This is a genomic window from Acidobacteriota bacterium (genome assembly GCA_018001935.1).
Taxonomy (GTDB): Bacteria; Acidobacteriota; JAAYUB01; order JAAYUB01; family JAAYUB01; genus JAGNHB01.
In genome coordinates, this window is the sequence record JAGNHB010000024.1 from 54,900 (window position 1) to 72,999 (window position 18,100).

12 protein-coding genes are annotated in these 18,100 nt (G+C 67.7%); 6 read left to right on the forward strand and 6 right to left on the reverse strand.

Features of this window, described 5'->3' with window-relative positions:
* Nucleotides 1-11: 11 nt before the first annotated feature.
* The 5 genes from purL to KA419_11015 all read right to left on the reverse strand — a co-directional run bounded on the left by purL (nucleotide 12) and on the right by KA419_11015 (nucleotide 8,114).
* Nucleotides 12-2,243 carry a phosphoribosylformylglycinamidine synthase subunit PurL gene (gene purL / locus KA419_10995; protein ID MBP7866467.1) on the reverse strand — a complete coding sequence of 744 codons (2,232 nt, stop codon included), beginning with the start codon at nucleotides 2,241-2,243 and terminating at the stop codon, nucleotides 12-14.
* A 302-nt stretch (nucleotides 2,244-2,545) separates the two neighbouring features.
* Nucleotides 2,546-3,052, reverse strand: a complete 507-nt coding sequence (locus KA419_11000; protein MBP7866468.1) for a cupin domain-containing protein — start codon at nucleotides 3,050-3,052, stop codon at nucleotides 2,546-2,548.
* A 355-nt stretch (nucleotides 3,053-3,407) separates the two neighbouring features.
* Nucleotides 3,408-5,120, reverse strand: coding sequence for an adenine deaminase (gene ade / locus KA419_11005; GenBank protein MBP7866469.1), 1,713 nt, complete (start codon nucleotides 5,118-5,120; stop codon nucleotides 3,408-3,410).
* A gap of 358 nt (nucleotides 5,121-5,478) precedes the next feature.
* Nucleotides 5,479-7,335, reverse strand: a complete 1,857-nt coding sequence (gene uvrC, locus KA419_11010; protein MBP7866470.1) for an excinuclease ABC subunit UvrC — start codon at nucleotides 7,333-7,335, stop codon at nucleotides 5,479-5,481.
* A 215-nt stretch (nucleotides 7,336-7,550) separates the two neighbouring features.
* Nucleotides 7,551-8,114: a nitroreductase family protein gene (locus KA419_11015; GenBank protein MBP7866471.1), complete on the reverse strand. Its 564-nt coding sequence runs from the start codon at nucleotides 8,112-8,114 to the stop codon at nucleotides 7,551-7,553.
* Nucleotides 8,115-8,322: 208 nt separating this feature from the next.
* Here KA419_11015 and KA419_11020 point away from each other — a divergent pair, with 208 nt between their 5' ends.
* The 5 genes from KA419_11020 to KA419_11040 all read left to right on the forward strand — a co-directional run bounded on the left by KA419_11020 (nucleotide 8,323) and on the right by KA419_11040 (nucleotide 15,012).
* Nucleotides 8,323-12,003, forward strand: coding sequence for a hypothetical protein (locus tag KA419_11020; GenBank protein MBP7866472.1), 3,681 nt, complete (start codon nucleotides 8,323-8,325; stop codon nucleotides 12,001-12,003).
* 63 nt (nucleotides 12,004-12,066) lie between these two features.
* Complete coding sequence (locus KA419_11025; GenBank protein ID MBP7866473.1) at nucleotides 12,067-12,441, forward strand: hypothetical protein; 375 nt, start codon at nucleotides 12,067-12,069, stop codon at nucleotides 12,439-12,441.
* A 198-nt stretch (nucleotides 12,442-12,639) separates the two neighbouring features.
* Nucleotides 12,640-13,557: an alpha/beta hydrolase gene (locus tag KA419_11030; GenBank protein MBP7866474.1), complete on the forward strand. Its 918-nt coding sequence runs from the start codon at nucleotides 12,640-12,642 to the stop codon at nucleotides 13,555-13,557.
* Entirely contained in the window at nucleotides 13,554-14,144 is a 591-nt protein-coding gene (locus KA419_11035; GenBank protein ID MBP7866475.1) for a hypothetical protein, read from the forward strand. Before KA419_11030 ends, KA419_11035 begins: the two co-directional genes overlap by 4 nt.
* Nucleotides 14,145-14,340: 196 nt before the next feature.
* Nucleotides 14,341-15,012, forward strand: a complete 672-nt coding sequence (locus KA419_11040; protein MBP7866476.1) for a C40 family peptidase — start codon at nucleotides 14,341-14,343, stop codon at nucleotides 15,010-15,012.
* Nucleotides 15,013-16,131: 1,119 nt separating this feature from the next.
* Here KA419_11040 and KA419_11045 read toward each other — a convergent pair.
* Entirely contained in the window at nucleotides 16,132-16,683 is a 552-nt protein-coding gene (locus KA419_11045; protein MBP7866477.1) for a hypothetical protein, read from the reverse strand.
* 306 nt (nucleotides 16,684-16,989) lie between these two features.
* Between KA419_11045 and KA419_11050 the strand changes: the two genes are divergently transcribed.
* The gene (locus KA419_11050; protein MBP7866478.1) at nucleotides 16,990-18,099 is read left to right on the forward strand and encodes an aspartyl protease family protein; all 1,110 of its coding nucleotides are present in this window, start codon (nucleotides 16,990-16,992) and stop codon (nucleotides 18,097-18,099) included.
* Nucleotide 18,100: the final 1 nt, after the last annotated feature.

Below are 18,100 nucleotides of genomic sequence, written 5' to 3' on the forward strand. Positions count from 1 at the left end.
CGGTGGGGATTTCAGTCGATCCGGCTCGAGAAACCGCCGCACCAGGCGTCGCGGAGGGTCATCACCTCGTCCACCAGGACGGTGTGGCCGTTCACGTGGACGATGAACTCGCCCGTGGTCACCTCCCCCACGACCTGGCAGGGGACCGACCGGCCGCGGGCGATCTCCAGGATCCGGGGAACGTGGCGGGGCTCGGCCGACAGGACGATCCGGCCCTGCGACTCGCCGAAGAGCAGGGCGTCGTCCCGGATCTCGGACTCGAGGGTCACCTCGCAGGCCACGTTGGGCAGGGGGCTGGCGAAGCAGCACTCGGCGAGGGCGACGGCGAGCCCGCCGTCGGAGACGTCGTGGCAGGAGGCCGGCAGCCCCTCGGCGGTCATGTCCAGCACCGCCTCCTGGAGCTTCCGCTCCGCGGCCAGATCGACGTCGGGGACGGGCCCCCACTTCTTCCCGTGCACCACCTCCAGGTACTCGGAGCCGCCCATCTCCTCGCGGGTTTCCCCCAGGAGGATCACGGCGTGGCCGGGGGCCCTGAAGGCGATGTCCACGCAGCGGGAGACGTCGGGGATCAGCCCCACGACCCCCACCACCGGGGTCGGGAGGATCCGGCGCCCCAGGGTCTCGTTGTAGAGGCTCACGTTCCCGCCCGTGATGGGCGTCCCGAAGGCCTCGCAGGCCTCGGTGAGCCCGTCGATCACCTCCGAGAAGGCCCACATGGTCTCGGGATCTTCGGGGGAGGCGAAGTTGAGGCAGTTGGTGGCGGCGATGGGGCGGGCCCCGGCGCAGACCAGGTTCCGGCAGGCCTCCGCCACCGCGATCATGGCCCCCCGCCTCGGGTCCAGCCACGTGTAGCGCCCGTTGCCGTCCAGGGTCATGGCCAGCCCGTCGGGACGGCCCTTGAGCCGCAGGACCGCCGCGTCGCCGCCCGGCTGGAAGACGGTGTTGGTGCGCACCATGTGGTCGTACTGCTCCCAGACCCAGCGCTTGCAACAGAGGTTGGGGGCGGCCAGGAGGTTCTTGAGGACGCGGAGGAGGTTCGCCGGGAGGAAGACGGTCTCCGGCGTGGCCCGGTTGAGGGTGTCCAGCCGTTCGGGGCGCCGCATGGGGCGGCGGTAGAGGGGGGCGTCGTCGGTGAGGGCCCGGTTCGGGATGGCGGCCACCGTCTTTCCACCGTGCAGGACGTGCATGTGGCCGTCGTCGGTGACCTCGCCGATGGCCACCGCGTCCAGGTCCCACTTGCGGAAGACGGAGAGCACCGCCTCCTCGCGGCCTTTCTCGACGGTGAGCAGCATCCGTTCCTGGGACTCCGACAGCATGATCTCGTACGAGGACATCCCCTCCTCGCGCTGGGGGACGCGGTCCAGCTCGATGCGGGTGCCGAGCCCGGCCCGGGCGCCCATCTCGCAGGTGGAACAGGTGAGCCCGGCGGCCCCCATGTCCTGGATCCCCACGATGGCGCCGGTCTTGAACGCCTCCAGGCAGGCCTCGAGGAGGAGCTTCTCCATGAAGGGGTCGCCCACCTGGACCGTGGGCCGCTTCTCCTGGGAACTCTCGTCAAACTCGGCGGAGGCCATGGTGGCCCCGTGGATGCCGTCGCGGCCCGTCTTCGAGCCGACGTAGATCACGGGGTTGCCCACGCCCTCGGCCTTGCCGTAGAAGATGCCGTCCCGCCGGGCGAGGCCGAGGCAGAACACGTTGACCAGCGGGTTTTCCGCGTAGCTCTCGTCGAACCAGGTCTCCCCGCCGACGGTGGGGATCCCCATGCAGTTGCCGTAGCCGGCGATGCCCGAGACCACCCCCTCGAGGATGTAGCGCGTCCGGGGGTCCATGATGGAGCCGAAGCGGAGGGAGTCCATGCAGGCCACCGGGCGGGCACCCATGGTGAAGATGTCGCGGATGATGCCGCCGACGCCCGTGGCCGCCCCCTGGTACGGCTCGATGAAGGACGGGTGGTTGTGGGACTCGATCTTGAAGACGGCCACCTCGCCGCCCCCGATGTCCACGACGCCGGCGTTCTCGCCCGGGCCCTGCACCACCCGCTCGCCCGTGGTGGGGAGGCGCTTGAGGTGGGCCCGGGAACTTTTGTAGGAGCAGTGCTCTGACCACATCACCGAGAAGATCCCCAACTCGGTGAGGGTGGGCGTGCGGCCGAGGGTCTCCAGGATCCGGCCGTACTCTTCGGGCGTCAACCCGTGGGCGGCGATCTGTTCCGGGGTGAAGTCGCAGGCGTCTTCCGTCGTCATTCCGGCCTCCGTCACGCGGGTTTTCACGCCGTCCCCGCGGGAATAACCGCCGCGCGGTTCGTAAGGACGTGAGGCGCATTGTACCACCGGGAGCCGAAAGTCGGAACCCGTTTTCGATGTTTCCGTGACTTTGCGAGTCCATCAATATCAGTCACTCAAACGTATTGCCCTTATCTTGTTTTTATTCTACCTGTAGACAAGAATGCCGGCGTTCCCGAGAACGTGCTTCTTCAAAACATCGATCTGGTGATTTCGCGTGGAATCAGCGCTATCTATGGAATCTCGCTTGCAGTCAGCACGTCCTAATCCCGGGTGAGACTGTTGATCAGACTGACGGCTTCGGGGTAGCGGGCGCAGAGGTCGGCGCGGCGGCCGAGGGTGAAGTCGGCGACGTCGAAGCCGGGGGCCATCGTGGTGCCCATCAGGGCGAAGCGCCCGCCGGGGGCGAGCCGGCAGCCCTGCCAGGAACCGGCGGGGACCACGAACTGGACCCGCTGCCCGCCGAGGATGTCCGGTCCTAGCGTGATGGTCTCGTGCCGGCCGTCGGGGTGCAGCAGGAGCATCTCCACGGGGTCGCCCAGGTAGAAGTGGAAGATCTCGTCGCCGGCCACGGCGTGGAGGGCGGAGAAGCAGCCGGGCTCGGCGGTCAGGAGGAAGTGGATGGCCGTGCCCGCCTGCCGCGGCCCGCCGTAGCGCGCCGGCAGGTCGGCGGCGGGGATCGTGACGCCGGAGCGCCACGTCTCGGCGTAGAGCCCCCCCTCCTCGGGAAGGGGGACCAGCTTGAGGGCTTTGACGAGGTCGTCGATCATGGGGGCCTCCGCGAGAGAGTCGGGGGATTGTAGCACGGGAGGCAGAAGAGCGGGAAGGGGGAGACGGGAAAGGACGAAGGGACCAAAAGGACTAAAACGACCCAAAGGACGGCCAGGGGCGGGAAAAGGACATAAACGACGTAGAGCACGGCAAGGAGCGGGAGAGTGGCGACGGAGCCGCGAAAGAGGGCGGTCAATCAACCGGGGAAGATGGGCTAAGTGTCAGCGGGCGGCGGTCATCTGTCGGGGAAATATCGGCGAAGTGTCAGCGGGCGGCGGTTGAAAGCCTGGTACCCGGAAAGTGACATTCCTGCTGTCCTTTAGGTCCTTTAGGTCGTTTTGGTCCTTTCGTCCTTTAGTCGAGGAACAACGGCACGGGGCGGAACAGGCCCACGTCCACCAGGCCGCGGTCGGTGAGCTTCAGTTCGGGGATCACCGGCAGGGCCAGGAAGGAGAGGGTCATCATGGGGTCCTCCAGGACGCAGCCCAGCCCCCGGGCGGCGTCGTAGATCGCCCGGCTGCGCTCCAGGACCACCTCCAGCGAGCGGTCCGACATCAGCCCGGCGATGGGGAGCGGCTGGTTGGCCAGGACCTTCCCCTTCGCCACGACGGCCTGGCCGCCGCGCAGGCGGACCACCTCGATCACCGCCGTCAGCATGTCGTGGTCGTCGGCCCCCACCACCACGATGTTGTGGGAGTCGTGGGCCACGCTGGACGCCATGGCGCCGCCCCGCAGGCCCACCCCCTCCACGAAGCCGATCCCCACGTTGCCGGTCCCCAGGTGGCGCTCCACCACGGCCATCTTCAGGAGGTTGCGCCCGGGGTCGGCCACGGCCAACCCGTTCTCGACCGTGAGCTGGCGCTCGAGCGCCCGCGTGACGATCTGCCCGGGGACCACCCCGATCACCCGCGCCCGGGCCGCCTTCCCTTCCGGGGCCCTCACCTCCAGGTCGAGCCGGGGCCAGTCCACGGTCATGGTGCCCCGGATTTCCGTGGACGCCGCCCCCGGCCCGTCGACGAGGTAGCGCCCCCCCTCGGCCACCTTCCGCCCGTTCTTGTAGACGGAGTGCACCGCGAAGGTCTCCAGGTCGTCCAGGAGGAGGAAGTCGGCGCGGTATCCGGGGGCCACGGCCCCGAGGTCCCGGAAGCCGAAGTAGCGGGCCGTGTTGATGGACGCCAGCTGGACGGCCGTCACGGGAGGCAGCCCCTTCCGGATGGCGGTCCGGACCAGGTGGTCCATGTGGCCCTCGAAGAGGAGATCGTAGGGGTGCCGGTCGTCGGTGCAGAAGCTGAAGCGGGGGGCCGACTCCGGCGTGACCAGCGGCAGCAGCGCCTCGAGGTTGCGGGCCGAGGACCCCTCCCGGATCATGAGGTGCAGGCCCACCGCCAGCTTCTCGGCGGCCTCCTCCAGCTCGGTGCACTCGTGGTCGGAGCCGATCCCGGCGGCCACGTAGGCGGCCAGGTCGCGGCCCCGCAGCCCCGGCGCGTGGCCGTCCTTGGGGAGCCTGCCGGCGGTCTCCAGCTTGGAGAGCACCTCGGGCGAGCGGTGGATGACGCCGGGGAAGTTCATCATTTCCGCCAGGCCCACCACCCGCGGGTGGCCGATGAGCAGCGCCAGGTCCCCGGCGGTGAGGCGGGCCCCGGAGGTCTCCATGTCCGTGGCGGGGACACAGGAGGAGAGGAGGAAGTAGACGTCCAGGGGGAGGCCCTCGCTGGCGTGGATCATGTAGCGGATCCCCTCGAGGCCCAGGACGTTGGCGATCTCGTGGGGGTCCGTGAAGATGGTGGTGGTGCCGCGGGGCACCACGGCCCGGGCGTACTCCGGGACGGTGACCATGGAACTCTCCACGTGGACGTGGGCGTCCATGAGCCCGGGGCAGACCCAGCGGCCCGCCGCGTCCACCACCTCCTTCGCGGGGTAGTCGCCGAAGCCGGCGACCCGGCCGTCGCTCACGGCGACGTCGGCCTCGTGGATGCGCCCCGACAGGACGTTCACCAGCTTCGCCCCGCGGACGAGCAGGTCCGCCTCCTTTTCCCCCCGCGCCGCCCTGATCCGTTCCTCCAGCATGTCTTCCTCTCCTGGCCCGATGTCGAAAACCGTTATACACCACTGAAGGCTAAAAACAGCTGGGATATTATCTCCGGGTGGAACACGGTTCACCCTGGATGGCGGGGGTCATGAACCACTAATAACACTAATATTCACTAATGATTTCGGAGACCCGGGGGGTGGGTTTCGAGGCGTTGGGGAATTTCCGGGGTCAGGCCCCGGGTTCGCATGTCCGCCCGAGGGACCATCAACATCGGAAAACCGTCACGATCGACTTGAATATCACACATTAGAGATACGGGATTTCGAGTAGTGTAATTTCCTGGTTAATCTCACGCCTTGTAAAGCGGCGCCACTTTCTGCGTTGCCGCCGAAATTAGTGAGAATTAGTGTTATTAGTGGTTGATGTTCCGGGGTCTTCGAGGTGGAGGGCGCGGTGGACGGCCGGGCCGAGGCGGGGGCCGAGTTCGCGGGCGAGGGCGTCGGCGCCGGCGGCCAGGACCGCGTCCGTGGATCCGAAAGCCTTGACCAGGCGCTGTTTCCGGGAGGGGCCGAGGCCGGGGACGGCATCGAGGGGGGAGACGAAGGCGGCCTTCTTCCGCCGCTTGCGGTGGTAGGCGACGGCGAAGCGGTGGGCCTCGTCGCGGAGGCGTTGCAGGAGCCGGAGGGCGGGCGAGGAGCGGGGGAGCCGCAGGGGCTCGGCGCCGCCGGGCCGGTGGATCTCCTCCTCCCGCTTGGCCAGCCCGCAGAGGGGCAGGACGCCGGCCAGGCCGAGGCCGGCCAGGGCCTCCGCGGCCGCGGAGACCTGCCCGGCCCCGCCGTCCACCAGGACGAGGTCGGGGAGCGGTTTCCCCTCCTCCCGGAGGCGGGCGTAGCGCCGCCCCACCACCTCCCGCATGGCCGCGAAATCGTCAGGCGCGCTCCCGTCCGACGCGCGGACCCGGAATCGCCGGTAGCCGGACCGGAAGGGTTTCCCGTCCCGGGCGCTGACCAAAGAGGCCACCGTCTCGCGCCCCTGCAGGGTGGAGACGTCGAAGGCCTCCACCACCCGCGGGGGGCGCGCCAGGCCCAGGATGCCCTGGAGGGCCGTGACGCCGTCGTCGGGGGAGCCGGCCGAGGGAAAGCGCAGGAAGAGGGCCTGGCGGGCGTTGCGCAGCGCCAGGTCCACCAGGCGGCGGTCGGCGCCCCGTTTCGGGACGCGCAGTGACACGGGCGCCTCCCGCTGGCGGGTCAGCCACTCCACCAACCCCTCCGGGTCGTCCGCCTCCACCGGCAGGAGGATGCGGGGGGGGACCGTGTCGCGCCGGGCGTAGAAGCGGGCCAGGAACTCCGCCAGGAAGGCGCCGTCGGGGGAGGGCGGCTCGTCCTCCCAGGTGTACTGGCCCCGGTCGCAGACCTTGCCGCCCTTCACGTGAAAGACCTGGACCGAGGCGCACTCCCCGGCCCGGGCCAGGCCGAAGACGTCCAGGTCCCCCGACCCCGTGGACACCACCCGCTGCTGAAGCGAGAGCTCACGCAGCGCAGACAGCCGGTCCCGCAGGACCGCCGCGGTCTCGAACTCGAGGGCGTCGGCCGCCCGGTGCATCTCCGACTCCAGGCGGCCGGTCAGTTCCTCGTCCTTCCCCTCCAGGAAGAGGACCGCCTCCTCCACGCTCCGGCGGTAGCGGTCCGCGGTGCAGAGCCGCTCCACGCAGGGGGCCAGGCAGCGGTGGATGTGGTAGTCGATGCAGCAGGGCCGGTCGGCGCGCCCGTCGATGGTTTTCCGGCAGGTTCGGACGCCGAAGCAGCGGCGGACGACGTCGAGGAGGCTGCGGGCCCGCCACGCCGACAGGAAGGGCCCGAACAAGCGGGAACCGTCGGGCCGGGGGCGCCGGACCAGGGTCAGGCGCGGGAAGGGCTCCGGAAGCGTCAGGCGCAGGTAGGGGAATGACTTGTCGTCCCGCAACTGGAGGTTGAACCGGGGGCGGTGCGCCCGGACCAGGTTGCTCTCCAGGAGGAAGGCCTCGTACTCGCTGGCGGTGACGATGTACTCGACGTCCCGGATCTCCGCGACGAGCCGGGCGGTCTTGGGGTCCGCCGGCCGGCTGTCCTGGAAGTACGTACGGACCCGGTTCCGGAGGTTCTTCGCCTTGCCGACGTAGACGACGGTCCCCGCGGCGTCCCGGTAGAGGTAGCAACCGGGGGACGCCGGCGCCCCGCGGACCTTGTCGGCCAGTTTCCCCTCATCGCTCATGTCCGGTCCTTCTCCCTTCGCCGCCCCGCCTTCCGGACCGGCGGGGAAGCGAAAATGAAACCACGGATGAAGCCACGGATAAAATCACGGATGAACACGGATGAACACGGATGAACACGGATCATCACGGACAGCGCCCTCGAGCGCATCCATCGATTTTCAGCGCCTCGCACAGAGTTCCCGTGTCCATCCGTGTCCATCCGTGGTTCCCGTGTTCATCCCTGGCGCGGATCGCTCCGGGCCCGGTCCGGCGCCCGCCCGAGCCACCCTTCGGCATGGACCCTGGCGGGGTCGTACTTCTCCTTCAGCAGCCCCTCCTCCGCGGGGTACCCGATGGCGAGGACACTGTGGGGGACGACGGTCCCCGGCAGGTGAAAGAGGTCCGAAATGCCCTGCATCCGGTCGGCGCGCGGGAAGACCCCCAGCCACACCCCGCCGAGACCGTGGGCGTGGGCGGCCAGCAGGACGTTCTCGCAGGCGGCGGCACAGTCGATGACCCAGAAGAGGGGCTTGTCCTCGTCCATGGACCGCTCGGTGTTCCCGCACACCACCAGGCCCAGGGCGGCCTGGGGGAGCATCTTCCCGTGGGGGATGACCCCGGCGAGGGCCTCGAGGGTCGCCTTCCGGGTGACCGTGATGAAGTCCCACGGCTGAAGGTTCCGGGCCGAGGGGGCTGCCATGCCCGCCATCAGCAGGGACCGGACCAGCCCGTCGCCGACCGGCTCGTCGCGGAATTTCCGGATGCTGCGCCGGGTCAGGATCGCGTCGAGACATTCCATGCGTCACCTCCGCTTCCGAAATCGCCCCATTCTACCTCGGAACCCGTCGACGCCAAAGCCTTACCGACGGTCCGCGCACCGCCGGCCGGGGTCGGGCGGCCCCGGCCGCTTTCGCCTTGTCATGGGGTGGGGGCGTGGTATAATCGGCTTGCGAACCGACGCACGCTCGAACCGTAAAAGGCATGTTGGGTACAGGGGTGATTTTTTGATGGAAGAAATCCAGCAACAGACCATTAACGATTTCCTCTCCTTCCTGGCGGGGAATCAGGCGCCGGCCCTGGTGGGGAGTTCGCTGGCCAAGGTGATGCGGACGGACGTGCAGACGATCTCCCGCATCGTGGTGAGCTGGGCTTCGCGGGTGAAGACCGGCGCCTTCGAGGACATCGTCCTGCAGGCCCGGCGCAAGGTCTTCGACATCTTCTTCTTCCGCATCGTTCCCCCGGCGAGGATCTACGACTTCTTCCCCAAGTTCGAGAAGCTCCTGATCGCGCTCTGCCCGACCCCCTACCAGCAGGGTCTGGAGGCGAAGTTTGCCGCCCAGCCCTGGCAGAACCTGCGGCCCATTGCCGACCTGGACCGCATGCCCCTCTTCGCCGTCACCACCCGGAACAAGATCGAGGTGAAGGCCGACGGGTTCAACGAGGACGTCTACAAGAACGTCACCCACAACCTCCTCTCCGCGAAGAGCCGCTACGTCTTTCCCGACGCGGCGACCAGCGAGATGGTGGCGGAGCACTCGGCGAAGATCAACTACATCTTCCAGAACTTCGTCGACCAGGTCCGGGACCGCCACACCCGCGAGGAGATCGCCATCTCCAACGAGGCGGACAAGGACGCCGTCTACGAGGTCCCGACCCGGTTCAGCTTCGAGGACTACTTCCTCCAGTCCGTGGACCTGGCGGTGGCCTTCTTCAACGACGAGTACCTTTTCCACAGCGTCCGCATGATGGACCTCGTCACGGAACTGGCGGAGAAGAACAAGTACGACCTGGCCAACAGCGTCCCGTTCCAGTCCAAGCACAAGTACTTCAGCGCCGCCAAGATCGAGGACTACATCACGTCCCGGACCAACCGCGTCCTGGTGCGCCGCCTGATCGGCTGGTTCGAGGAGTGGCAGCCCGCCCGGCTCATGCAGCTGCTGCGCGGGGAGGACAACCGGCGAACCCGCCGAACGCTGTTCAACATCCTGGAGTGCTACGGGTCGAGCCTGTACTCCCAACTGCTGGAGGAACTCGGTTTGTGCAAGCCCGGCTCGGCCTGGCAACACGCCCACGGCCTGATCTCCCTGCTGGGGCGGCTCGTCCCGCCGAGCCCCGCCTCCGCCAAGCTGGCGACCGACCTGATCGAGCCCCACCTGAACCCGCGATCCTCCCACGCGCTGAACATGCAGTGCATCGCCACGCTGGTGCACATCGGGACCGACCACGCCGTCAGCGGCCTCGGCCTGAAGCTGGACGAGTTCAGCCAGTCATCGGCGGAGGGCGCCATGGAAGTCGCCCACCGCATCGCCATCTCCCTCCTGGGCATCGGGAGCGGCAAGAACCTGGAGAAAGCCTTCACCCACCTCTTCAAGGAGTGGAGCGACGAGATCGCCGAGCAGGTCTCCCAGAGCCTCCTCTCCCCGGCGGCGGTGGAGCCGGCCGCCCAGTTCATCCGGAAAGAGCTCCGGAAGCTGAAGATGACGTTCAACTTCCTGGGCGACGAGGACAGGGTGGGCAGTCTCCTCAAGGCCCTTTCCTCCTCGCAGTCCGCGGAGGTGATCCTCCTCTGCCGGGAGATCCGCAAGACCCTGTCGCCCCGCCACAAGCTCGCCGTCCTCGCCGAGGAGGTCCTGGCCCGGGCCTCCGAGCCCGGCTCGTCGCTGGTGGCGGACATCCACCTGAACCAGCCGGCCCTGGAGAAGAACGTCCCCGAAATGCTCTTCCACATCCACGACGCGAAGATGGACGGGACCTTCCAGGTGAAGGACTCCCGGGGCCTGAATGCGACCCTGGACTTTGAAAAAGGCGACCTGGTCCACGCCGAAATCACGCCCGTGGACATGGACCGCGACAACGTGTTCTACTGGGCCTTCCTCCTCGAGCCCCGCGACGTGGAGTTGATCGTCTTCCGGCGGCCGGCGGAGGACGCGGCCCGGCCCGAGCGGCCCCCGCAGGAGGGGCTGCCGACGCCGCTCCTGCTCAAGGAAGCCCTCCTGCAGCGCGGGGAGGTCCGGCAGATGTCGGGGGCCATCCTGCTCCCCGAGTCCCGATTCTGCCGACGGCCCGCGGCCGAGGTGGCACTCCGGTTCCGGGGGGCCGAGGACCCCGACCACTGCATGCGGGTCTGGGAGGCGCTGGAGAAGCACCCCGACATCCCCACCCTCCAGGAGGTCACCCAGCTCAGCAAGTACGACCTGTACAAGATCCTCTTCTTCATGATCCGCAAGGGCCTGGCCGCCCTCTACACCGACGCCCGGCCGTCCGAGAAGAGCACCGTGGACGAAGGGCTCGCCATGCTCGACGAGTACCTCGGCCGCATCGCCGCCCGCCCGGTGCTCTTCAACCTGTACCGCGCCGCCTCGCAGCTGTGCGGGAGCCTCGCCGAATCCTCGGCCGACGGCACCGTCAAGGGGGCGATGAACGTCCTGGGGCGGTATTTCTCCGACGCCTGGGCCCAGCACCAGGTCTTCACCGAGACCAACCTGGACCTCTGCGCCCAGGTGGCGGGCCTCGTGGGGCTCTATGTCGCCAAGCCGTCCGGGGAGAACCGGAACGCCCTGCTCGACTACGTCCGGTTCGCCTTCGAGGAGACCATCGCCGCCGAGCCGGCCGCCCCCCCCGCGGAGGCCGCCCCGACTCCCCTCCAGGCCCTGGAGAGCATCGAACTGGGTTCCGACGCTTTCGACGAGGGGATCGACATCCTGTTCAACGACGAGTCGGTGGGCGATTTCCTCGGGGAGCTGGACCGGGCCTTCAGCGGGGGCGGGGCCGGGGAGGGCGTCGGCACGGGCGCGCGGGCGGCCTCCATGACCGCGGCGGAAGAAGAGATGCTCATGGAACTCTACGACCACATCGCGTCGGCCTACGTCAAACCGCTCAAGGACTTCATCCGGGAGATCAAGCTGAACAGCCGGATCAGCAAGCCCGTCTCCGCCAGCTGGCTCGAGATCGTCGAGCCGTCGCTTCGGCTCCTCCTGGGCTCGGCGGAGAAGATGGGGGCCGAGCGGATCTGCCGGGAGCTGGCCGGTCTGAAGACCGCACTGGAAGGGTACACGATGAGCGGCTCCATCCCCGACGCCGCCCAGCAGAAGATCCTGGCGCACTACGAGCAGTTGTCCGCGCTGCTGACGCGGACCTTCTCCCTCGTCCCGACGGAGGCCGACCTGAACAGCAAGAAGGAGGTCCTGATCACCCGCTTCATCCTCCGCCAGGTCACGGAACTCACCGAGAAACAGCGGAACCGGATCATCCTGGCCGGGCTCTCCACCTTCGACAAGTTCATGCAGAGCAGTCCCGACGAGATCGCCGCCGTGACGGGGCTGCCCCGCGAACTGAGCGAAGAGGTCTTCATGAAGTTCTACCAGTACCGGCACGTCTACTACCGGCCCGACGACGAGGAGTACCGTGACAAGTTCATCCGGGTGTTCGAGGTGAAGCTCAGCGTTCTCCGCGAGACCCACGCGGAGATCGAGAAGGTCGCCCTGATCCCCGACAGCCCGGAGACCCGCGAGCGGATGAAGATCCTCCAGGCCGACCGGCAGCAGACCTTCTGGGGCCTCATCATCCTTCTGTGCATCAAGGAGGAGTACGAGCTGATCGAGACCCTCCAGCACGCGGTCTACGAGGTACGCTTCCAGAAGCTGGAAGCATACCTCGAGAAGCTCTGCGCGGTCGATGCCGCCGCCTGAGACGTCCGTGCAGCCGCCGCGAGCTTTGAGGCGCCCCCGGGCGAACAAAGGGGTCCGCTTCGATTGAGAAAGAAAAAAATTCCTCTCCCGCATGTGAGATCCACCCGCGAATTTCTGCAAGTCGTTCGTGGGTCGGATGTACTGGCCACCGTCCGATGGTCGGACATCAGGGAAATACTGGCCTATAAATACGACCGGGTGAATACGGATGAAATTTGTCTCGGCTTTGTAACAAAGGAGAGCACGAGTGATTGGCTGGAGATCAGTGAGGAGTGGGAAGGTTTCCAGGAGGCCATGGAAGTGATGCAGATGGTTTTCCCTTCCATTGAAGGGAATTGGTTCGGCCGGGTCATGATTCCGGCCTTCAAACGCAACGAGACCGTCCTGTGGCGATCCCGGCCTTGCGGAAGCGACCATGATCCGACGGAAGGCCACTAATAACGATGATTTACACTAATTGAGGGAAACGTGACCGGCTTTGAGACGGTCCCCCAATCTAATACAGTTTTTGTCATTCGTTGATCCGATTAGTGTGGATTAGTGCAATTAGTGGTTCGAAATCCGCGATTACCGAGGCCAATGATGATCGAACTCACTTGCGGGAATGTTTCTTTCGGTTGCAGTGCCTGGGGAGCCATGCTCAAGATGATGACGGTGCTGGTGGTTTCCGGCGTCCTGACGGCTTTCGCGCCGGCCGGCCCGCCGGAGCCCGCGGCGCTTCCGACCCCGCCGGGGGGCGGGAGCCTGGTTCGTTACGCCGCGTTCCCCTCGGCCTTCGTCGCGGCGCGCAACGTGGACGTCTGGCTGCCGCCGGGCTACGACCCGAAGGGCGCAGACCGTTACCCCGTCCTCTACCTGCACGACGGGCAGAACCTCTTCGACCCGAAGACCTCCTACACCGGCGTCCCCTGGGGAGTGGACGAGGCGTTGGCCCGCCTGGCCCGGGAGGGGGCGGCCCGGCCGGCCATCGTGGTGGGGGTCTGGAACACGGCGCGGCGGGTCGCGGAGTACATGCCGCAGAAGGCCGCCGCGGTCCGCAACACCGGGCAGTTGACCGGAATCCCGCGACCGACGGCCGACGACCTCGCGTCGGACGCCTACCTCAAGTTCCTCGTCTCCGAGCTGAAGCCGTTCATCGATGGCCACTACCGCACCCGGCCGGGACCCGCGGACACCCTGATTATGGGTTCCAGCATGGGCGGGCTCATCTCCGTCTACGCCCTGTGCGAGTACCCCGGCGTCTTCGGCGCGGCGGGGTGCCTCTCCACCCACTGGCCCGCCGGCGACGGCGTCGTCATCGAGTGGTTGAAGACCCACCTACCGGACCCCGGCACCCACCGGGTCTACTTCGACTACGGCACCGCCACCCTGGACGCCTCTTACGAACCCTACCAGCAGCGGATGGACGAGGTGATGAGAATGGCCGGCTACACCGAGGGGAAGAACTGGGTCACGCGCAAGTTCCCCGGGGCCGAGCACAACGAGAAGGCGTGGCGGGCACGGCTGGACGTCCCCCTGCGGTTCCTGCTCGGAGCGGGGGGCGGGGTGCGATGATCCGCACGCTCCAGTGCCCCTCCTGCGGCGGGCCGCTGAAGTGGGAGGCCGGGATGGGCCCCACGGTCACCTGCGAGTTCTGCCACAACACCCTCGTGGTCTCGGAGGCGATCCCGAACCGGGAGGCTGCCGCGGCCCCGGGGGGCGGCGGCGGGGTCCCTCCGGACGTGGCGGACCTGGTCGGGCGGGGCCGGAAGATCGAGGCGATCAAGCGGATCCGGCAGCTCTACGGCCTGGGCCTCAAGGAAGCCGTGACAATCCACGACGCGCTGGCGGCAGGCCAGCCGGTCGCCCTGCCGCCCCGGCTGCCCGGGGAGGGCGGCGCCCCGGCCAAACCGGCTCCCCTCCCCCCGGACGACCCGGAGATCCTGGCCCTGCTGCGACAGGGGGAGAAGATCGAGGCCGTCCGGCGCTACCGGGAGCGGACCGGCCTGGGGCTGAAGGAAAGCAAGGAAGCCGTGGAGGCCGCGGAGGCGAAGCTGGGCCTCGCCCGACCCCGCCGTTCGGGCGGGGTCGGCTGCCTGATGCCGGCGGTGGCCGGGGTGGGGGTGATCGTCTCGATCGGTTTCTTCCTCTGGGGGCGATAGCACGCACCGGCACCCCATGCGATCCGGCATGCCGGCCAGAAATCAGAGCTGCGCGCGTCAGCAAGCGGAAAAAAACTGACAGACTTACCACTCCCTACACGGTCGCGGCTCCGATAGGGTGTCCGGAGAGAGGTCAGGCATGGGGCGGAGCATCACCTCGCTTCAAAAACGCAGTCTGTTGTTCGGGGGAGCCTTGGTGATCCTCTCGGTCCTGATCTCCCTTTACCCGGTGGGCACCCGTCTGCTCCGGCTGGCACTGCTCGGTTGCCTGGCGGGGGTCTGGGCCTCGGTGCTGGTCCTGCTGTGGCCTCGACGTCACAGCCGGTTGGGCTTTCTTCTCCTGACGGGGGCGGCCGGGATCTTCCTGTCTCTTCCCGGGCCGGCGGTCGATTCGGATCTATTTACCCATGAATACGTTCGCTTTCTGCGGTCGTTCGAGGGGACACCCTACGTCTGGGGAGGGGAGAACGGCCTCGGTGTCGACTGCTCCGGACTGGTCAGGATCGGGCTGGCTCGGGCATGCGGCCGGCTCGGGTTTTCCTCGTTCAATCCCCGCCTGCTCCGTGCCGCCTTCCAGCTTTGGTGGGATGACTGTACTGCCCGCGAACTCGGGACCGGTGCGGGGGGGCGAACCGTCCCCCTGTACATGGCGCCTTCCCTCAATGCGCTCACCCTGGGTGATCTGCGTCCCGGCGACCTCGCCGTCACCACCGACGGCATCCATGTGCTGGCCTACCTGGGAAATCGTCGTTGGATCGCCGCGGACCCCGACAGGGGAGAGGTCGTGGTGGAGTCGATCCCCTCGAAGAACTCATGGTTCAGCCGGCCGGTCCGGGTCGTGCGGTGGCGGTTGCTGGCCGCCTTGTGACCTGGCGCCCCGGAGGCGGCGCTCACAATGTCGAAACCGGAAAGGGAACTACGAAAACCACGGACTACACGAACGATGAATCCAGGATTCGGGAGGTAGGAGTCAGGAGGGGGAGACAGCCGTCAGGAGGCCGTCGTCGGGAGACCGGAGAACGGAGGTGGCGCTGGGCCGCTTGACCGGAATCCGCGACGCCGCTTCTCCGTGCCTCTGTGCCTCCGTGAGAGCGATAGTCCGGAAGGCCTATCCCGGCGGCGCGGCGACTCCGTGCATCCGGCTTCTTTGGCGGGCCGGGGAAATGTCCGAGGAGACGGGGCCGCCGGACGGGTTTTCCCGCCACCCGGAGTCGATCGCCTCCGCGCCCTCACCCCGTCAGGGGTGAAATATTTGTAGTAAAAGAGGTTATTGTTCATTTTTCCCCGCGCGCCGCCGGGGGTGAACCGGGCTCCGGAGCACCCTCCCAGCCGGCGGCGCGCGGGGGAGGAGAATCTTTATAACTGCCTTTTCTACAAATATTTCACCCCTGGCGGGGTGAGGACGCAGCGGGTACGATTCAAACAAAGCGAGGACACGGCGGGTACGATCCCTGCGGGGTGAGGGCGAGGTGGGCCTGTCCCCGGCGGGGTGAAGGCGTGGGGGGGGCACGATCCACGCGGGGCAAGGGCACGACCTCGGCGGGGCGAGGCAACGGCGTACACGGCCCTGGCGCGGTGAAAACACGAAAGGCCACGATCCGCACGGGGCAAAGAGGTGACGAGAACGATCCGCACAGGGCAAAAGGGTGGTGGGCACGGATCAGGTTCAGGACAACCTCCCGTGATTCAGGGCCAGGACACCCACCCGTTGCCGAGGTGGGCGTTCCGTGCTCCTGAAGGCCTCTCAGAGGCGCTGAGGGGCGGAGACGTCCCGGAAGATGCCTGGACCGATCCAGGCGCTTTCGCGGCTGGGTTTTACCAACGTGTTATCGATCCTGGTTGCCATCCGAGGCCACGGTTACCGGGCGACGTTCCGGGAAGAGCGTCGGTCCTTTTGGTCCTTTTGGTCCTTTAGGTCCTTTCGTCCTTTGAATGCTTTCGCCCTTTGACACCCGGGCCGACGATCCCGGCCCGGGGAGAGCCGGGCTTACTTCAGCGCGTACCAGGGTTTGGGGAACCACGCCCAGTGGCCGTTGACGTGAACCAGGCCGTCGAAGGCCATTCCCAGGGTCTCGCCCGGCTTGCAGAACTTCCAGCGGTACCAGGTGACGCCGGGTTTCAGCTTCATGGCGACATCCTTGTACCCCCCCGGGAAGTGCCCCGAATCGCCCGTCCCGGCCCGGAGTTCCTCCGTGGTCGCCTTCCACATCAGCAACTCGGTCTGCCCTTCCTTGGGCTTGATCTCGACCCGTTCGGCGGTCTTCCACAGACCCGTGTAGGCCGCTTTCGCCTTCTCGGCGTCGGCGGGCTCGAACACCGCGGCATAATCGTCGTCCCTGGGGATCAGGCTCTCCACGATGGCGTCACGGTCCTTGCCGTGCAGAAGGTCGAGGAGCATTTTCTCGGCGCCGTCCCCCGTGCCCGGGTAGGCCGCCGTCGCACCGCCGAAGGGAGCGCCGGCGGACCCGCCCCCCTTGCAGGCGACCCCGACGGCCAGGGAAAGGAAAATTAACCCGATCAAGGCGTTTCGTACTTTCATGTGCCCTCCCGGCAATGGATTGGTGTGTCTCCCTGGAACCGGTTGAAACCTGCCGTCAGGATATCGGAATGGGGAAACGAGATCAAGGGGAAAGTCGGCGGGGCGCACGCCCGGCGGGTACCGGGGGTCGCCGGCCGGCCGCGGGGGAGGGACACGACGGTTCCGCCCCGGCACCGGGGCCGGGGCGGACCGCGCCGTCGCGTTCCTCCTCCCGGCGCCGCCGCACGCGGTTTTTCCGGAACATCCCGCCGGTGGATCCGTATGGTATGGCGTCGGGCGAGAAACCCTGCGCGGGAGGAAAGGGAAATGATCCGCAAACTCTGGGGCCTCGGGGCCCGGTGGGTCCTGGCGGTCGGGATCGGCGTGGCGGGCGGCGCGGCACTGGCCGGCGCGGAGGACGCCCCGAAGGCGGCGGGCCCGGCGCCGGAAAACGGGGTGGCGGTCACCGCGGGGAAAGCGGTCAGCCTGCCGGCGTCGATCCCCTTCGTGCTCGAACACAACCGGATGATCCTGGAGGGCGCGCTCGAGCGCCCGGACGGCTCGCTGCGCACCGCGGCCGTCTGGGTGGACACCGGCAACCCCGACCTGATGATGAGCGAGGCGCTCGCCCGCGACCTGGGGATCGACCTGGACGACGCGGCGTCGAAGGCGAAGGACGGCTGGCTGGAGGTGCCCGCCCCCCCCGCGCTCCGGCTGGGCGGGGTCCCCGTACCCCTGCAGGGCGTCACGGCCCGGGTGGCCCTGGGGTCGCCCATGATGCCCGGCCTCCGGGCGGAGATCAACCTGCCGTCCACGGTGATGCGCCGCTACCGCGTCGTGTTCGATTACCCGGCGCGCCGGCTCGTCCTGGCGGAACCGGGGAAAAACGAGCCGCAGGGGAACCCCGTGACGGCGAAGGTACACCCCGTGACGGGCGTGGTGCAGGTGGAGGTGGACATCGAGGGGCAAAAGGCCAGTTTCGCCCTGGACAACGGGGCCTCCTACACCTTCGTCTCCCAGGACTGGCTGGCGGAAGCCCTCGCGGCTCACCGGGACTGGCCGCACCGGACCGGGGCCCTGGGGTGCGCCAACATGTGGGGGTGGCAGACCGAGGCGAAGTGGCCCCTGGCCCGGGTCCCGGCGATCACCTGCGGGAAGGCCCGCCTGCCGGGCGTGGGGGTTGCGGGCCTGCCGAAGGCCGTTTTCGAGTGGTACTCCCGGAAGACCGCCGAACCGGTCACGGGGCTGCTGGGACCGAACGCCTTCCGCGGCTGCCGGGTCGAGATCGATTTCGAGCGGCAGATCGTCCATATCCCTACAACGTCACTTGCGATAATTTGTCCAAGGTTTTCTTCCGATGCGAAAGGTATGAACGGTGGTTTCGCACCTGCACCCATTGAACCCAACGGAGTATCGTCCTGCATGTCCATTTCCTGAA

Excerpts from the sequence above, each read along its gene's own strand:
- KA419_11030 (MBP7866474.1), top strand. The coding sequence starts at position 12,640 with ATGCTCAAGATGATGACGGTGCTGGTGGTTTCCGGCGTCCTGACGGCT.
- KA419_11035 (MBP7866475.1), top strand. The coding sequence starts at position 13,554 with ATGATCCGCACGCTCCAGTGCCCCTCCTGCGGCGGGCCGCTGAAGTGG.
- uvrC (MBP7866470.1), bottom strand. The coding sequence starts at position 7,335 with ATGAGCGATGAGGGGAAACTGGCCGACAAGGTCCGCGGGGCGCCGGCG.
- purL (MBP7866467.1), bottom strand. The coding sequence starts at position 2,243 with ATGACGACGGAAGACGCCTGCGACTTCACCCCGGAACAGATCGCCGCC.
- KA419_11020 (MBP7866472.1), top strand. The coding sequence starts at position 8,323 with ATGGAAGAAATCCAGCAACAGACCATTAACGATTTCCTCTCCTTCCTG.
- ade (MBP7866469.1), bottom strand. The coding sequence starts at position 5,120 with ATGCTGGAGGAACGGATCAGGGCGGCGCGGGGGGAAAAGGAGGCGGAC.
- KA419_11045 (MBP7866477.1), bottom strand. The coding sequence starts at position 16,683 with ATGAAAGTACGAAACGCCTTGATCGGGTTAATTTTCCTTTCCCTGGCC.
- KA419_11015 (MBP7866471.1), bottom strand. The coding sequence starts at position 8,114 with ATGGAATGTCTCGACGCGATCCTGACCCGGCGCAGCATCCGGAAATTC.
- KA419_11050 (MBP7866478.1), top strand. The coding sequence starts at position 16,990 with ATGATCCGCAAACTCTGGGGCCTCGGGGCCCGGTGGGTCCTGGCGGTC.
- KA419_11000 (MBP7866468.1), bottom strand. The coding sequence starts at position 3,052 with ATGATCGACGACCTCGTCAAAGCCCTCAAGCTGGTCCCCCTTCCCGAG.